The sequence below is a fragment of the Clostridium oceanicum genome (genome assembly GCF_039521385.1).
GTDB classification, from domain to species: Bacteria; Bacillota; Clostridia; order Clostridiales; family Clostridiaceae; genus Clostridium_F; species Clostridium_F oceanicum.
Genome location: NZ_BAAACG010000010.1, coordinates 635,816 through 654,165 on the forward strand (window position 1 = coordinate 635,816; position 18,350 = coordinate 654,165).

Annotated in this window: 14 protein-coding genes; 3 read left to right on the plus strand and 11 right to left on the minus strand. The window is 26.5% G+C overall.

The annotated features are described in order from the left end of the window. Positions 1-2: 2 nt before the first annotated feature. The 10 genes from helD to nadA form a co-directional block, all read right to left on the minus strand. On the minus strand, positions 3-2,291 hold the full coding sequence (gene helD, locus ABDZ71_RS13330; protein WP_343762197.1) for an RNA polymerase recycling motor HelD: 2,289 nt from the start codon (positions 2,289-2,291) through the stop codon (positions 3-5). A 345-nt stretch (positions 2,292-2,636) separates the two neighbouring features. Further along, a complete protein-coding gene (locus ABDZ71_RS13335) occupies positions 2,637-4,370 on the minus strand; it encodes an NADH-dependent [FeFe] hydrogenase, group A6 (protein WP_343762198.1) in 1,734 nt (577 codons plus the stop codon). Between the two features lie 21 nt (positions 4,371-4,391). Next, positions 4,392-6,290 (minus strand): NADH-ubiquinone oxidoreductase-F iron-sulfur binding region domain-containing protein, encoded by a 1,899-nt coding sequence (locus ABDZ71_RS13340; RefSeq protein WP_343762200.1) that lies wholly within the window; start codon positions 6,288-6,290, stop codon positions 4,392-4,394. A 12-nt stretch (positions 6,291-6,302) separates the two neighbouring features. After that, the gene (gene nuoE / locus ABDZ71_RS13345) at positions 6,303-6,782 is read right to left on the minus strand and encodes an NADH-quinone oxidoreductase subunit NuoE (protein WP_343762202.1); all 480 of its coding nucleotides are present in this window, start codon (positions 6,780-6,782) and stop codon (positions 6,303-6,305) included. A gap of 309 nt (positions 6,783-7,091) precedes the next feature. Continuing rightward, positions 7,092-8,807, minus strand: coding sequence for an NADH-dependent [FeFe] hydrogenase, group A6 (locus tag ABDZ71_RS13350; RefSeq protein WP_343762204.1), 1,716 nt, complete (start codon positions 8,805-8,807; stop codon positions 7,092-7,094). Between the two features lies 1 nt (position 8,808). Then, positions 8,809-10,101 (minus strand): complex I 51 kDa subunit family protein, encoded by a 1,293-nt coding sequence (locus ABDZ71_RS13355; protein WP_343762206.1) that lies wholly within the window; start codon positions 10,099-10,101, stop codon positions 8,809-8,811. Next, the gene (locus ABDZ71_RS13360) at positions 10,085-10,582 is read right to left on the minus strand and encodes an NADH-quinone oxidoreductase subunit NuoE family protein (protein WP_343762208.1); all 498 of its coding nucleotides are present in this window, start codon (positions 10,580-10,582) and stop codon (positions 10,085-10,087) included. Before ABDZ71_RS13360 ends, ABDZ71_RS13355 begins: the two co-directional genes overlap by 17 nt. A gap of 474 nt (positions 10,583-11,056) precedes the next feature. Next, positions 11,057-11,890 (minus strand): carboxylating nicotinate-nucleotide diphosphorylase, encoded by an 834-nt coding sequence (nadC, locus tag ABDZ71_RS13365; RefSeq protein WP_343762211.1) that lies wholly within the window; start codon positions 11,888-11,890, stop codon positions 11,057-11,059. Beyond that, on the minus strand, positions 11,868-13,175 hold the full coding sequence (locus ABDZ71_RS13370) for an L-aspartate oxidase (protein WP_343762213.1): 1,308 nt from the start codon (positions 13,173-13,175) through the stop codon (positions 11,868-11,870). The genes nadC and ABDZ71_RS13370 overlap by 23 nt, the downstream gene beginning before the upstream one ends. A gap of 15 nt (positions 13,176-13,190) precedes the next feature. Next, a complete protein-coding gene (gene nadA / locus ABDZ71_RS13375; protein ID WP_343762215.1) occupies positions 13,191-14,096 on the minus strand; it encodes a quinolinate synthase NadA in 906 nt (301 codons plus the stop codon). A 295-nt stretch (positions 14,097-14,391) separates the two neighbouring features. On the opposite strand from nadA, the gene ABDZ71_RS13380 reads away from it, so the two are divergent. Further along, positions 14,392-15,513 (plus strand): AI-2E family transporter, encoded by a 1,122-nt coding sequence (locus tag ABDZ71_RS13380; RefSeq protein WP_343762217.1) that lies wholly within the window; start codon positions 14,392-14,394, stop codon positions 15,511-15,513. Positions 15,514-15,863: 350 nt separating this feature from the next. On the opposite strand, the gene ABDZ71_RS13385 is transcribed toward ABDZ71_RS13380, so the two are convergent. After that, the gene (locus ABDZ71_RS13385; RefSeq protein ID WP_425544712.1) at positions 15,864-17,015 is read right to left on the minus strand and encodes a D-alanyl-D-alanine carboxypeptidase family protein; all 1,152 of its coding nucleotides are present in this window, start codon (positions 17,013-17,015) and stop codon (positions 15,864-15,866) included. Between the two features lie 158 nt (positions 17,016-17,173). On the opposite strand from ABDZ71_RS13385, the gene ABDZ71_RS13390 reads away from it, so the two are divergent. Both ABDZ71_RS13390 and ytfJ read left to right on the plus strand, forming a co-directional pair. Next, entirely contained in the window at positions 17,174-17,701 is a 528-nt protein-coding gene (locus tag ABDZ71_RS13390) for a DUF2953 domain-containing protein (RefSeq protein WP_343762219.1), read from the plus strand. Between the two features lie 174 nt (positions 17,702-17,875). Next, positions 17,876-18,322, plus strand: coding sequence for a GerW family sporulation protein (gene ytfJ, locus ABDZ71_RS13395; protein ID WP_343762220.1), 447 nt, complete (start codon positions 17,876-17,878; stop codon positions 18,320-18,322). The last annotated feature ends 28 nt before the right edge of the window (positions 18,323-18,350 follow it).

Here is an 18,350-nt window from a genome sequence, read left to right on the forward strand (position 1 = left end):
TTTTAAAATATCAAAGGAGATATATCTTTATTATGGAAGATATATTCCATATGAAGTGCTCTTGTAAGTATTACATATAAAAGTCTCTTATCAAGTTCGTTATCTTTATAGTTTTCCTTATCGCAATCAAATATAATACTACAATCAAACTCTAACCCTTTAGTCATATAAGAAGGTAATATCATATAATTACTTTCAAACTTTTTATCAGAATCTTCTATAAGTTCCCATTGATTTTCACTATTTGAAAGTATTTTTTCTATATCTCTACATTGTTTTATATTCTTACCTATTACAGCAACAGTAGTTTTTCCTTCTTCACATACTTTTTTAACTATATCATCAACTTTTTTTACAAAATCTAATTCTTTTTCATATTCTACAATCTGTGGCTCTAACCCATGTCTTAATACTGGTTTACCTAAATCAATATTATTATTTTGCTTTTCTAAAACTTTATTTGCAAAATTCACAATCTCTACTGTAGATCTATAACTTTGACTTAAAGGTATATACTTTATATCTTCATCATATACATCTTTTATAAACTTATTCCAATTATCAATACCTTTATAATAGTATATGCTCTGTCCTACATCTCCTACTATTGTAAAACAGTCATTATCACTCATATATTTTAATACATACATTTGGAAAGGACTATAATCTTGAGCTTCATCTACAACTATATGTTTAAACAATTGATCTTTTTCACCTTTAATTTTAAAATTCAAATAGAGCATAGCTGCAATGTCATCACTATCAACAATATTTTTTTCCATATTACTTTTTATTTCATCTATCATATAATCTCTTAAAGCTTTTGGTACGCTTCCTCCAGTAACTTTATCAAATATTTCTTCATCCTTAAATAAACTTAAATATATCTCTTTTATATTGTCATATTTCCAATTCTTAAAATAACTATCTATTACTTCTAAACTTTTCTCCTTTATTTTTTCCTTTTTATCATCTCTTTTATCATAAAAATTTATTATCTCTTCTCTTCTTTTCTTTGAATCTTCAATCTTTGATTTTACACTTTCTATTATAAAATAGTATTCTCTATCAATCCTACTATTTATTTTCTCTAATTTTTCTTTTAGCTTTCTCTTAAAATATCTTTTTATTTCATCTTTTCTTTTATTTATAGGAAGATGTTTTAAATCTTTTATAAATAATCTTTTTATCTCCTCTGCATCAAATAAGGTATAATGAGAAACTTTTATATTATCACTACTTAATCCTTCATGTTCTAAATATTTTATATATCTATCCATCATAGTTTTATATATCATGCTACTTTTTATTTTACTTGTATTTATTATAAACTTACTTTTAATCTTATCATTACATTCCATAATTTTAGCTAGTTTTTCATCTTTACTGTAAATATTACTTTTTAAATTTAAAAATTCTATTGAAAGTTCTTTAAAAGTTTTCTGCTTTACTTTTTCAACTCCAAGCCCTGGAAGTATTTCTGATATATAATCTAAAAAGAGGGTATTAGGCGCTACAACTAATATATCTTCTCCACTTAAAGTACCTTTATATTTGTACAATAAATAGGCTAATCTATGAAGAGCTACTGTAGTTTTACCCGATCCTGCTGATCCTTGAACTATTATAGATTTCCCTCTATCACATCTTATTATGTCATTTTGTTCTTTTTGTATAGTTGCAACAATATCTTTAAGTTTACTACCTGAACTAAACTCTAGATTTTCTTTTAAAAATTCATCTATAAGCTCATTTTCTCCATCAGCTTTATCTGATTTTATTATTACTTTGTTTATCCCTTCATCAAATGCATCTTTTAGTTTTCCGTTATTTATTATAAATTTTCTTTTAAGTGAAAGTTTACCTTCTATTCTTCCTTGAGGAGCATTATAAAAAGTTTCTCCCTCTGTCCCTGAGTAATATAGATCAGCTATAGGCGCTCTCCAATCTACAACTAGTTCTTCACTTTCATCAACATTATTTAATCCTATTTTTCCTATATAAATCTTTTCTAAATCCCTTAATTTTTCTGTAAAATCTATTCTTGAAAAATAAGGTGTTTTTTTAGATTCTTTATACTCCGCTAATTTTTTATTTATATTTTCATGATTTTTATTTAAGACCTGCAAATCATTATTATATTTTCCTTTTGTTTCTTTTTTCATTTTACTTATACTATCTTTAATATCTTTCTTATCTTCTTTTAAAGACTTTATAGTCTCTTTTATCCATATATTTGTTTTATTTAAATTTTGTTTTTCTAACTTAAATTGCTCTTCATTTATAGCCAACTTTATATCCTCCATAACTTAAACTTTATCAAACAAAATGACTCCTAACTAATATTTATAGTAGGAATCACCACTCTGTCGTTTTTTTTCATATAATTATTCACTAATATACGTTATAATAATATATCTATTTTGTCAATATAAAGAAGAAGTATATATTAAACTTTTTATTTTTATAAAAAATTAGTATAAAAATATAATTTTTTATGATTTTAAGAATTTAGATTAAAAAGTGAAAGGCTTAACTCTGATTAAATATCAGAATTAAACCTTATTAGTTAATCTTTTTAATTTAAATTTAATACTTATCTACTTATTAAAATACTAATTTTATAAATGTTATTTTTATCTTCCGTGATATTTAGTATGCAAAAGTTCATGAGCTTTTTCGCCACCGGCTTTACCTAAATAATCATTATATAACTTTTTAATATATGGATTTTCATGAGATTTTCTTATTTCTTTTCCTTTATCTTCTTTATATAAAGCTTCGCTTCTCTTTTTAAGTATTTCTGTATTACCATGTATATACGGTTGTCCCCCTCCGTCTATACATCCTGATGGACATGCCATTATTTCTATCATATGGTATTTTGATTTTCCAGATCTTATATCATTTAAAAGTTTTCTAGCATTTCCAAGACCACTTGCAATAGCTACATTAACATCTATATCTTTTACTTTAATTGTAGCTTCCCTTACTCCATTTCCTTCTCTCACTTCATTGAAATCTACATTTTCAAGTGTTTCTCCTGTTACCCATTCATAAGCAGTTCTAAGAGCAGCTTCCATAACCCCTCCTGTGGTACCAAATATAACACCAGCACCTGTAGATTCTCCAAGAGGTCTATCAAAATCTTCATCTTTTAATGATTTAAAATCAATTCCTGCTTCTTTTATCATCTTAGAAAGCTCTCTAGTACTTATAACAACATCTACATCTGGAACTCCATCTTTAGTCATTTCTGGTCTTGCAGCTTCATATTTTTTAGCTAAACATGGCATTACAGATACTACTATTAAATCTTTAGGATCAATATTTAATTTTTCTGCAAAATAACTCTTTGCTATAGATCCAAACATTTGTTGTGGTGATTTACAAGTAGATGGTATATCTAAAAGATCACTAAAATTGTGTTCAAAGAATTTTATCCACCCAGGACAACAACTAGTAAGCATAGGAAGTTTACCACCATTGTTTAATCTGTTTATAAATTCACTTGCTTCTTCCATTATAGTTAAATCTGCTGCAAAATCTGTATCAAACACTTTATTAAATCCAAGGGATCTTAAAGCTGCTACCATTTTCCCTGTAACAGGAGTTCCAGCCTCTAATCCAAATTCTTCACCTAAAGCCGCTCTTATAGCAGGAGCTGTTTGTACTATAACAGTTTTATCTTTATCATTTAAAAGATTCCATACTTTTGAAGTATTATTTACTTCAGTTAATGCACCAGTAGGACATACAGAAACACATTGTCCACAGAAAGTACAATTAGTATCTAAAATAGAATTTTCAAAAGCTGGTGATACAATTGTATTAAATCCTCTATTTACAGCTGACAGTGCTCCAACAGTTTGTATTTCATTACACACAGTAACACATCTTCTACAAAGTATGCATTTGTCCATATCTCTAACTATGGAACTACTTGAAATATCTATAGGATAACTAGATGTTTCTCCTTTATATTTCATTCTTCTTATTCCCATATCTGCAGCCAATTTCTGTAGTTCACAATTTGTATTTTTTTCACAAAGCAAACAGTCTTTTGGATGGTCAGATAACAACAATTCTACAACAGTTCTACGTGCTTTTATAGCTTTTATAGAATTTGTCTTTACAACCATTCCTTCTGATACAGGTGTACAGCAAGAAGGTGCAAGATTAGGTCTTCCTTCAACTTCTACAACACATACTCTACAAGATCCTGGAGTATTTATAGTTGTACCATCATTTAATTTAGAATGACATAATGTAGGTATATTTATATTTAATAATTTAGCTGCTTCTAGTATAGTAGTACCTTTTTCTACAGCTACACTTTTTCCATTTATAATTAAATTAATTAAACTCACTTAACTCACCTCTTTTATAAATTATTTCTTTATGATTGCACCTACTGGACATGCACTATAACAATTACCACATCTTATACATTTTTCTTGATCTATAACATGTTTTTCTTTTACATTTCCTTTTATACAAGACACTGGACATTCTCTAGCACACTTTGTACATCCTATACATTTATCTGTAATTTCAAAGCGAAGTAAATTTTTACATGTTCCTGATGGACAAACTTTATCAACTACATGAGAAATATACTCATCTTTAAAATATTTCATTGTACTTAAAACAGGGTTAGGCGCAGTTTGTCCAAGTCCACATAAAGAAGTATCTTTTATAACATGGGATAGTTCATCTAAAGTATTTAAATCTTCTTCTGTTCCATCTCCATTAGTTATTTTAGTAAGTATCTCAAGCAATCTTTTATTACCAATTCTACAAGGTGTGCATTTCCCACAAGATTCATCAACTGTAAATTCTAAATAAAATTTAGCTATATCAACCATACAATTATCTTCATCCATAACTATCATTCCACCGGATCCCATCATTGAACCTATAGATTTTAATGATTCATAATCTATTTCTATATCTAAAAGTGACGCAGGAATACATCCTCCTGAAGGTCCACCGGTTTGAACAGCTTTAAATTTTCGTCCATTTTTTATTCCTCCACCAATGTCATAAATTATTTCTCTTAAAGTGGTACCCATAGGTACTTCTACTAATCCAACATTATTTATTTTTCCAGCTAAAGCAAAAACTTTAGTTCCTTTAGATGTTTCCGTTCCTATTGAACTATACCATTTAGCACCATTATTTATTATTGCAGGAATATTAGCTAAAGTTTCTACATTATTAACTATAGTAGGCTTATTCCAAAGACCGCTTTGTGCTGGAAATGGCGGCTTAAATGTAGGTTCTCCTCTTTCACCTTCTATAGAATGAATTAACGCAGTTTCTTCTCCACATACAAAAGCTCCTGCTCCATATTTTAATTCAATATTAAAACTAAAATCTGTTCCTAGTATATTTTCACCTAAAAGACCTAGTTCTTTTGCCTCATCTATGGCTATTTTTAATCTACTTACAGCTAATGGATACTCAGCTCTTATATATATACGTCCTTCATTTGCTCCTATTGCATAACCTGCTATAGCCATAGCTTCTAATACACTATGTGGATCTCCTTCTAATATAGAACGATCCATAAATGCTCCCGGATCCCCTTCATCAGCGTTACAAACTATATATTTTGTATCAGCTTCATACATTCTACCAAAGCTCCATTTTTTACCTGTAGGGAATCCTCCACCGCCTCTTCCTCTAAGACCTGAATCTAATATTAAATCTATAACATCTTGGGGCTTCATTTCTGATAAACATTTACCTAAAGCTAAATATCCTTTTGAAGCTATAGATTCTTCTATATCTTCTGGATTTATAAGTCCACAATTTCTAAGGGCAATTCTTTTTTGCTTTTTGTAAAAGGACATTTCATCTTGTCTTTTAACTTTTTTGCTTACAGATGGTTCTTCATATAATAACCTATCTACAATTTTACCTTCTAACAAATGCTCTTTTGCTATTTCTTTTGCATCTTCTGGCTTTACTTTCACATAAAAAACATTATCTGGATTTATTTTTACTATAGGACCTTTTTCACAAAATCCAAAACAACCAGTAAGAGATACTTTAACCTCATCTTCTAATCCTAATTTAGATATTTCATCTCTTAAATTTTCTACTATTTTATCACTGTCAGCAGACTTACATCCTGTTCCTCCACATACTAATATCAAACGTTCACACTCTTTATTTTCTACTGCCACTTCTTCTTCATGGGTAGTTTGTCTTAATTTTAATATTTTTTTATAATCTTTATATAAAACCTTTAAGCTTTCAAAATCTTTAATTTTTTTAGGCATACAAAATCCCTCCTACTCCTTATACTCTTCTAACACGTTTTCAACATCTTTTTTAGTAAAATGCCCATAAACTTTATCATTTATTGTAACTACAGGAGCAAGTCCACAAGCTCCAACACATCTTAATACTTCAAGAGTAAATTTACCATCTTCAGTAGTTTCTCCAACTTTTATACCTAATTTATCTTCAAATTGTTTTAATACATCTCCTGCTCCCTTAACAAAGCAAGCAGTACCCATACAGACATTTATTGAATATTTTCCTTTTGGTTTTGTAGTAAAATAAGAGTAAAAAGTTATAACTCCGTAAACTTTAGATACAGGTATCTCTAATTTTTTAGCTACAAATACTTGTACACTTTCTGAAAGATATCCAAATATACTTTGTGCTTTATGAAGCACTTGTATTAATGTTCCTTTTTTATTTTCTATACTATCAATATACTTTTCTAGTTCATCAAACTTTTCTTTAGCTAATTTATTACAGCACATATAAGAATCCCTCCTTTTATTTTCTAGTAATACTTTGAGCATGATATTATTATACTAAAAAAGCAGCAGAAAATTAATACTTTTCAGAAAAATAATCACAAATTTAAAATATAATTCAAAAATCTATATTTTTTTTGCAAAAAACCGCGTATTTAGTATTTTTTTAACAATAATCAATTTGAATATTGCATTTGTATTTATTTTATGATATTTTTTTAACAAAATCAAGTTATAATTTTTTAGTTTTAATCCAATTTTTTGAAAAATTAAAACCATGTGTATTTTAAATCTACACATGGTTTTAATTTACTATTTCCTATTTATATATTTTGTATGCAAAAGCTTATGAGATATATGACTTAAAGGTTCTTCTAAAAATTCATCATAAATTTTAATTATATCTGGATTCTCATGAGATTTTCTAAGTGTTTTATTTTTATCTATTTCATATAAGGAATTAAGTCTATCCTTTATGTTATCATTTTTAATAGGTGGTTGACCTCCCCCATTTACACATCCACCAGGACATGTCATAACTTCTACAAAATGATAGTTACATTGATTACTATTTATTTTTTCTTCTAATTTTTTAGCATTTTTAATACCATTTACTACGGCAATATTTAATGTAACATCATTTAATTTAACAGATGCTTCTTTTATTCCATCCATTCCTCTAACAGCTTTAAAATCTAATTCACAAAGCACCTTACCTGTAACAGCTTCATAAGCAGTTCTAAGTGCTGCTTCCATTACTCCTCCAGTTGAACCAAATATATTTCCAGCTCCAGTAGATTCTCCAAGAGGTGAATCAAATTCTTCAGATTCAATTTCTTTTAAATCTATTCCAGATTCTTTTAACATTCTACCTAATTCTCTAGTTGTAAGAACTGCATCTACATCTTTTAAAAGATCATTTGACAGCTCTTCTCTTGCTGATTCATATTTTTTAGCAGTACAAGGCATAACAGATACCATAAATATTTTTGAAGGATCTACATTAAATACTTTTGCATAATAAGTTTTTGTTATAGAACCTAGCATTTCATGAGGAGATTTACATGTAGATAGATTAGGAATTAAATCAGGAGCATTTTTTTCTACAAAATTTATCCAGCCTGGGCAACATGATGTCATCATAGGCAGCACTCCATCATTTTTTATTCTATATATTAATTCATTAGCTTCTTCCATTATTGTAAGATCTGCTGCAAAATTAGTATCAAATACTTTATCAAATCCTAATTTTTTTAATGCAGCTACCATTTTGTTAGTAACTATAGTACCTTTATCTAAGCCAAATTCTTCTCCAAGTGCAACTCTAACTGCAGGAGCTGTCTGTACAATTACATGTTTTTCATCATCATATATAGCATCCCATACTCTATCACTATCCTCTTTTTCATATAAAGCTCCAACAGGACAGGCAAGAACACATTGACCACAAAGTAAACACTTTGTTTGATCTAAAGTTTTATTAAAAGCAGTAGTTACAGTATAATCATGGGATCTAAAAGCAAAATTTATTATTCCCATATCTTGAACCTTATGGCATGCTTCTATACATCTACCACATTTTATACATTTATTAGGATCACGTACTATAGCTGGATTATTATTATCTATTGGAACCCATTTATTAGTATGTTCAAAAGGAATATTTCTTATATTATATTCATAAGCTAAAGTTTGAAGTTCACAATCTCCATTTTTTATACATGTTAAACAATCCTTAGGATGGTTTGAAAGCATAAGTTCTAATATAGTTTTTCTTATTTCACGTAATCTTTTGTTAGTTGTTATTACTTCCATCCCCTCATAAACAGGAGTTGCACAAGAAGGTACTAATTTATTTCTGCCTTTAATCTCTACAACACACAAACGGCAGTTTCCTTTAACTTCTTGACATTCTAAATAACATAAAGTAGGTATTTTAATTCCTGCCTTTTTTGCCGCTTTTAATATGGTTGTATTTTCTTCTACAGTTACTTTTTTATTATCTATTATAAGATTCACCATATTCATCTTAGTTTTGTACCTCCTTTAAAAAACATACATTTGCTTTACATTCATTGTTAATATGCTGATCAAATTCATCCTTAAAATGTTTAAGACAAGTTTCAATTGCTGTAGGGGCTGCCTTACCTAATCCACAAAAGGAAGCATATTTCATTGTAGTTATTAATTTATCTATAAGACCATAATCTTTAGAAGTAGCAACTCCTTTTTCAAATTTTTCTATTAATTTTATAAGCTGTCTATTCCCTTCTCTACAAGGAACACATTTTCCACAGGATTCATGAATAAAAAATTCCGAAATAGTTTTAACAAAATCAACTACACAATTAGAATCATCTAAAACTAATATAGCACCGGAACCTATACTTAAATTATTTTCTTTAAATGATTTATAACAAAATGGAATATCTAGCATTTCTTCTGTTATACAAGAACCGGATGCTCCTCCTATTTGTACAAATTTAAGATTTTTATTTCCTTCAATTCCTCCACCAATATCATAAATTATTTCTCTTAAAGTTAATCCAAAAGGGATTTCAAAAACTCCTCTGTTTACTACATTACCAGATAAACAAATAAGTTTTGTACCACCGCTATATTCTGTACCAACTTTAGCATAATTTTCTCCACCATGACTTAATATATAAGATATAGTAGCAAAGGTTTCTACATTGTTTACTAAAGTAGGTTTTTTATAAAGACCACAGACCTTTATATATGGCGGTTTAAGTCTAGGACGTCCAACATTTCCTTCAGAAGATTCAACTAAAGCTGAGTTTTCTCCAACTACATATCCTCCTGCACCACTAAGTATTTCTATGTCAAAACTATAATCTGAATCTAAGATATTTTCTCCTAAAAATCCAGCTTTTCTAGCATTTTCAATAGCTTTTTGAACTATATTTTGAGATTTTGGATACTCACCTCTTATATATATAAACCCTTTTTTAGCATTTAAAATATACCCTGCTATTATCATTCCTTCTATCAATCTTAATGGATCTTTATCTAATATAACCTTATCTTTAAAAGTTCCAGGTTCTCCTTCATCTGCATTACATACAATATATTTAGGGTCTCCTTTAACATTATAAGCTTGTTCCCATTTTACTCCTGTTGGGTAACCTGCTCCTCCTCTTCCCATTAATTTAGATTTTTTTATTTCTTCTATAGAATCAAATATTGAATTTTCAAAGGCCTTTTTAAGAGCTTTGAATCCACCTAATTTAACGTATTCTTCAACACTACAAGGAGACATTTTATCACAATTTGAAGTTATGATATTAATTGTTTTTTTCATAATTACCCTCCTTATAACTTTCTATAATATTTTTAATTTTATCTTCTGTAAGATTTCCATATATATCATGTCCTATTTTCATAGCTGGGGATATATCACAAGCTCCTATGCAACTTGTATATTTTAAAGTAAACAAATTATCACTTGTTGTTTCTCCAACTTTTATATTTAATACTCTTTCAAGTACACTAGTTATTTGTCTTGCATTTCTCACTCTGCAAGGAGCATTATTACAAACTTCTATTATATATTTTCCCTTTGGAGTACATTCAAACATAGAGTGAAAAGTCATAACATCATAAACTTTTGAAATAGGCATATTAAGTTCTTTTGCAACATAACATGCATTCTCCTCAGAAATGTAATTTTCTCCACTATTATTTTGTATATCATGTAATATAGATATTAATTTTTGTTTTGAATAATTGTATTTTTCTAATATAGATTTTATATTACTTATTTTTAAATTAGTATATTCCATAATAAATCCTCCCAAAATTCATATTAAGTATAATTCAAAGTAAAGTTCATCCCATAAGTGTTTAAAATTATAATAATAGTATTTTTTATAACCCTTCAGTATAAGCTTCAGAAATCGCACTTTCTTGAATATTCTGAAAATATAATCATGATTATAAAAATGTTTACATGAATTATTATAAAATATGTGTCTCTTCTTGTCAAAAAATATATTTTTAACAATATATTATGTATAATTATAGAAATCGGTCTTATTTTTTTATAATTTTATTTAAATCTATTTTATAATATTCTGATATTTAATATATATATTTCATTTTCCCTTTCCAGTCTTTCATTTTTTCTTAAATATAACAAAATATTTTATTCTAGCATCTTATATTATTTAATATAAAGTACAATTAAAAATAAGTCTCAAAATATTTATTTAAACATTTTGAGACTTTATCATCATTAATTTTAAAACTATTCATATTTATTTAATTTTTAAATTTTTTAAACTTATATCCAAAGACTTAAAAGAATGGGTAAGAGATCCTACAGATATAAAATCCACTCCAGTTTTTGCTATAAATTTTATATTTTCTAAAGATACATTTCCTGAAGCTTCTATTAATGCTTTAGAATCTATAATACTCACCGCTTCTTTCATATCTTCTATACTCATGTTATCAAGCATTATTATATTAACCTTTGAATTTAATGCTTCTCTTACTCCTTTTATATCTTCTACTTCCACTTCTATTGTTCTTGTAGGAAAACTCTTTCTTACACTATTTACAGCATTTTCAATGCTGCCTGCTACATCAATATGGTTATCTTTTATAAGGACAGCTTCTGATAAATTATATCTATGATTATATCCTCCACCTATTTTAACAGCATATTTTTCTAGATATCTAAAGTTAGGAGTAGTTTTCCTTGTATCTAATACTTTTGCCTTAGTTTTTTCAACCTCTTTTGCAAATTTATTGGTCTTTGTTGCTATTCCACTAAGTCTTTGAAGTATATTTAAAGCTATTCTTTCTCCCTTTAAAACATTTTGAGCATTACCTTTTAAAATTCCTATAAGCTGTCCTTTTTTAACTTTTGCTCCTTCTTTTACTATAAAATCAACTTCTACAGAACCTAATATATGAAAAACTCTTTTAAATATAGGTAATCCTGCTATTATTCCTTCTTCCTTTGCTAAAAGACTTGCAAAACATTCACTATTTTCACCTACAATAGATTCTGTTGTTATATCCCCATAAGGAATATCTTCTCTAAAAGCCAAATCTATAATTTTATCTATCAAAAACCAGTTCATCTTTTACATCCTTTCTATACTTCAATATCATATCTAATAATCTCTTTTTATTTTTTAACTGAAATTCCTTCAAATCATTATTTACTATGGCAGTATTATTTTTAACATAATCTAAATATTTTATATTTTTATTTATTTTAATTGCAGCTCTTTTTGAAAATACTAAAGCCTCAAGCAAAGAATTACTTGCAAGCCTATTAGCTCCATGTACCCCTGTACAAGAAGTTTCCCCACAGGCATACAAATTTTTCATAGAAGTTTGGCTATATAAATCTACCTCTATTCCTCCCATAAAATAATGTTGTGCTGGAGTTATTGGAATTAAATCTTTAGATATATCAATCCCCTTTTCTAAACATTTATTGTATATAGTAGGAAATCTAGTTTCTAAAAATCTCTTTTCAAAAAAAGTAACATCTAAATATACATGATCACTTTTAGTTTTTCGCTCCTCTTCATATATCCTATATGAAACAATATCTCTTGGTAAAAGTTCATCCACAAATCTTTCACCTTTTGTATTTAAAATTTTTCCGCCTTCTCCTCTTACAGACTCTGATATTAGGAATCTTCTTTCTCTTATATTCTTTTCATATAATGCTGTAGGATGAAACTGTATATAATTTATATTCTTTAATTTAACATTATTTTTCATAGCTACTGATATTCCATCACCAACTATACTTCTATGATTAGTAGAATTTTTAAAAATCCCACCAATGCCTCCCGTTGCTAAAACTGTAATTTTAGAATTTATATTAATAGGCTTGTCCTTAATAAAAGCTTTTATCCCTAAACACATATTATTATAAGTTATTAAATCTACCATATTAGAATATTCAAAAACAGTTATATTTTTTCTAGATTTCAAAATATTTATAAGAGCATTTTCTACTTCTTCTCCTGTATTATCTTTATGATGTACTATACGATTTAAACTATGTGCTCCCTCTCTTGTATACTGAAACTTTCCTTTTTCAGTATCAAATTTAACACCTAATTCTTTTAACTCTTTTATATTTTCTATAGATTCTTTTGCTAAAATTTCTATAGAACTTTTACTTCCTTTAAATTTACCTGCTTTTAATGTATCTTGTATAAAAGAATTAACGTCTGATTCATCTTTAGCTGTTGAAATACCGCCCTGAGCAAGATTACTATTACAACAATTAATTTTATCTTTAGATAAAACCAATATATCTAAATCTTTATCTAAATTTATAGCAGTATATAAACCAGCTACTCCAGAACCTACTATTACCACATCAACTTTTATACTATTCATAAGTACTCCTTCTTCCTATTTTGATAATATATGCATGTTATTTAAGGATTTATATGCTTTATTCATAATATCTTCTTCTAACTTCACATCATGCTTTCCATAAAGTAAACTTTCATATACATCATTTAAAGTTACTTTTTTCATATTAGAACATGTAATATTTGAATCCAATGTATAGAAATTTTTATCTGGATTATTCTTATTCAAAGTATGAAGTATTCCTTCTTCTGTAAGAACTAAAAAGTCTTTATTTAAACTCTTTGATATATAATCTATCATTTGTCCAGTACTACCTATAAAATCAGCTTCTTCTCTTATTTCTTTTTCACATTCTGGATGGGCTAAAGTAATTAAATTTTCTACAGAATTTTTTACTTTTAAAACTTCTTTTTTATCTATTCTACTGTGACTTACGCAAAAACCCTTCCATAGTATTATTTCTTTATCTTTAACTTTTTCTTGAATGTAACTTCCTAAATTCTTATCTGGCAAAAATAATATTCTATCACAATCCAATTTGTTTATTATTTTAATAGCATTAGAAGATGTACAACATACATCACTTAAAGCTTTAACTTCAGAAGATGAATTTACATAACAGACAATCTTGACATTAGGATTTTCTTTTTTAAATTCTTTAACCTGTTTAAGTGTTGCCATATCTGCCATGGGACATCCTGCATTTATATTAGGAAACAGTATACTCTTTTGGGGAGAAAGTATTTTTGCACTTTCTGCCATAAATTTGACCCCGCAAAATACTATAGTATTTTCCATAGATTCTTTCCCAATTTTACTTAAATAATAGGAATCCCCTATATAATCTGCAACTTCTTGAATTTCTGGCCTTTGATAATAATGACAAAGTATAACTGCATTTTTTTCTTTTTTTAATTTTTGTATTTTTTCTTTTAAATTCATAAACTTTCCTCCATGTATAGTCAAGTGTATATACACTTATTTATATAATAATATAACACTTTAATTTACATATTACAACTTTTCATCAAATTATTAAGATTCTCTTAAAACTAGTGATTATGTAATACTTTAGTTATAGGTAAATGAGTTTTAAAATCAACGGTTCAATACATTATTCTTTCATTTATGTAACTTGTAAAATACCTATTTATATAGTAAAATTTATAAGAAATATATAAGTTTTTTCATATTTTAGACTTAATATAAAATAAAATAACTTTGGAGGTAACGCTTGGTGACTAAAAACAAAAATATTCCCTATATTAAATATATTCCTATAATAATAATAGGTTTGTTATTATTCAAATTTATAGATAATATTGATTCTGTATTTTCACTTATAAAATCCTTTTTCTCTATAATAACACCTTTTATATGGGCACTGGGAATAGCTTATTTATTGAATCCTTTGATGAAATACTTTGAAACAAAATTAAGACTTAAAAGATGGTTTAGCTTACTTATTACATACGTATTAGTTATTGGATTTATAACCATATTTTTAAATACATTACTGCCAAAAATAATAAAAAATATTGGTGATTTACTTAACAATGCACCTAACTATATAGATGAAACTATGGATTGGTTTAATAATACTGTTAAGCACACTAAAATTTATGATACTTTAATTGGCGCTTCAAAAAGTAATGATACTGTTTCTAATTTATTAGATAAAGTTTCATCATTTACAAATGTATTTATAAATGGATTTGTAAATAAAACTATTAAGTTTACATCTTCTATGCTAAAATTCTTATTTGGTTTAATAATATCTATATATTTACTTTTAGATAAAGAAAGTCTTATAAATAATATTAAAAAAGCACTAAAAGCTTTGACTAGTAAAGATACTTATAATAATTTAATAAGCTTTTTTAAAGAAGTAGATTTAGTTTTTTCTAACTACATAGTTGGTAAATTTATAGATTCTTTAATAATAGGATTAATATGCCTTGTAGGTCTTAATATAATGAATATCCCTTATGCAGCTTTAATAGCCTTTATAGTTGGAGTAACTAATATGATTCCTTACTTTGGACCTTTTATAGGAATGATACCTGCAGTTATAATCACTATATTCTATAGTTATATAAAAGCTATTTGGGTATTAATATTTATAATAATTCTTCAACAATTTGACGGATTATTCCTAGGTCCAAAAATTTTAGGAAATCAAGTAGGATTAGGTCCTATATGGATAATATTAGCTATAACTATAGGTGGAGGAACCTTTGGAATTTTAGGAATGTTTTTAGCTGTTCCTATAGGAGCTATAGTTAAAATTTATTTAGATAAATATATAAACAAAAAACTTAATAAAAAATACGGATCAACTAATGTAAAAAATGATTAATATTTAGAATAAAATTATAAACTAAATTCTAAAAAATTATCTTCCATTTAAATTTGAATTATTAATCAGCCTAAATAATATTTAAATTTATAACTTATAAAATAATACCTTATTTAAACATTTATATAATAAAAGCATATATTATTGAATACATTTTATAATTAAAAGTGTATTTATGTAATATATGCTTTTATCCTTATGAAAATAAAAAATGCTCTTTTTATTTTTTTAATACAATAATTTAAGCTCTTGTAATAAATTCCTATGGTAAATTCTAAAAAAAGATACCTTTACAAAACAAACCATATTATTACTAGTTATTTATTTGAATCTCTCTTATTATAATTAACCTAACTACTTTTACTCATATCAAAGAACCATTTTTTTATATTATTTTTATTTAGAGAATTACCAGCTTTTAATTCTAATTTATATATCAATTTATCATTTTCAAATACACATAATGTTCCAAATTTATCTCCCTTTTCAACTTTCCATTTTAAAGATTTAGGTTTAAATACCTTAACAGAATAATTTCCACCTTTTTTAAAAGGAACAATGACATCTTTATCAGCTACTATTTTAACTGTACCTTCCTCAAATATACTTTCCCCTAAAACTTGATTTTTTGAACACACTTTTTTAAAGTCATAATTTTTTTCTAAATATTTATAAATTTTTTCTGTTTCTTTCCACCTAGGAGTACAATTTAATACAACTATTATTACTTCACTTTCTTTAAATTTTGAAGAAGTTACAAGACACTTTCCAGCTTTTCCTGTATATCCAGTCTTTACTCCATTGGCTCCAGGAATTTTCCATAATATCTTATTTATATTATGATAGCTTCTAGTAAAATTGTATTCACCTTTATCTATATCTTTAGTACCTACAATCTTATTAAACCATTTATTTTGTTTAGCTATAGCTGTGGCTCTTGCTAAATCATAAGCTGTAGAATAATGCTGATCTTTATCTAGTCCATGCGGTGTTTGAAAATGACTATTTAAAAGGCCTATTTCTGCACTATATTCATTCATAAGTTTTGCAAACTCATCTACACTTCCAGCTACTCCTTCTGCTATGGCTATAGCAGCATCATTACCTGATCTTAACATAAGACCAAATAGTAGTTCTCTTAATGTAACAATTTCACCTTTTTTATATCCTACTGTTGAACCTTTTATTTTAGCTGCATTTTCTGAAATTTTAACTTCTTTATCTAAATTACCATATTTAAGAGTAACTAAAGTAGTTATAATTTTGGTAGTACTTGCAATAGGCACTAATTCATTAGAATTTTTTTCATATAAAACAGCACCGGTATTAGCATCTATCGCAATAGCATTTTTAGCATCAATATAAATTGGCTGTTTTTCAGTTTTAACATAACTACTTATGTAATCATTTGTTTTACCCATTACTTTAAAAGGTACTATACAATTAATTACTAAACTTATTATAAGAAAAATAATAATATTATTTTTTTTCAAATCAACCACTCCTGTATTATTTAATTAGTATTATTTTTAGCAAATATTTAATAAAAATACTGATTAGTTTACTTTTATTTTTATGTACATAACTATATTTATGTAATGTTATATAATAAGGCATTTTTGGTTATAATTTATAATGTTCTAACTAGGAGGATTTATAAATGTATGTATTTTTAATATTTGTGATAATTTTAATCTTAATTTTATTCTTTCCTATTCCAATAAAAATAACTATAAAGATATCAAATAGTAAAATTTCTGTTTTTATTTTTAAAAAGAAGCTTGGTCTTATTAAACTAAAGAAAAAATCTAAAAAGAAAATTATAATAAAAACTAAAGTTAGAAATAAAATAACATTATCTAAAGCTAAATTATTTTTAAAAATATTAAAAAAATCAACATTCAAACCTAAAATAAATTTTGATTTAAACGCAAAATATGGTTTAGAAGATGCAGCTTTTACTGCTATAATATCTGGATTTTTATATAATATATATCCTTTAATTTATATTAATTTAAAAAATCTATTTAAAATTAAACACTTTAAAATTAACATGTCCCCTGTATTTAAAAACACTAATTACATAAATTTAAAATTAAGCAGTATATTTTATATAAATTTAGCTAAAGTTATTTATATAGGAATTATTTTTCTTGTAAATCTTAGGCATACTAAAATAAATAACTAATCTACTTTAATGTTTAAACTATGGTTTTTAACCTCCTTTTAATAAAAAACTATTAGAAAGAGTAAATAACTATATTTAACAAAATCTATTATGCTATTTAAACTATTAGTTATTTTCATGTGCCTTAAAGAACATAAGTTATACTTATAACAATAAAACTTAGGAGGTTATAAAATGGACTCAAATCATCCTATAGAAAATTTAATGAAAAACACAATGGAAAACATAAAAGATATGATAGATGTTAATACAATCGTTGGAGACGCTTTTACCACTCCTGATGGAAATACTATCATACCTATTTCAAAAGTATCCTTTGGATTTGCTTCTGGTGGAACTGAATTCGAACTAAATTCTACTGCAGAAGAAGGAAAAGATGATTATCCTTTTGGTGGAGGCTCAGGTGCAGGTGTTACTGTTAAACCAGTAGCTTTTCTTGTAACTAAAAATGATACTGTTAGACTTTTATCTGTAGATCATAAAACAACTTATGATAAACTAATAGATAATGTTCCACAAATAATGGATATAGTAAAGGGAATGATAAAAAAGAAATCCCCTGAAGAATCTAATTGTTGCAAAGAAGAAAATGAAACTAATTCCGAAAACAGTAACATATAAAGGAAAAAGATATAGGAGAAATTTACTT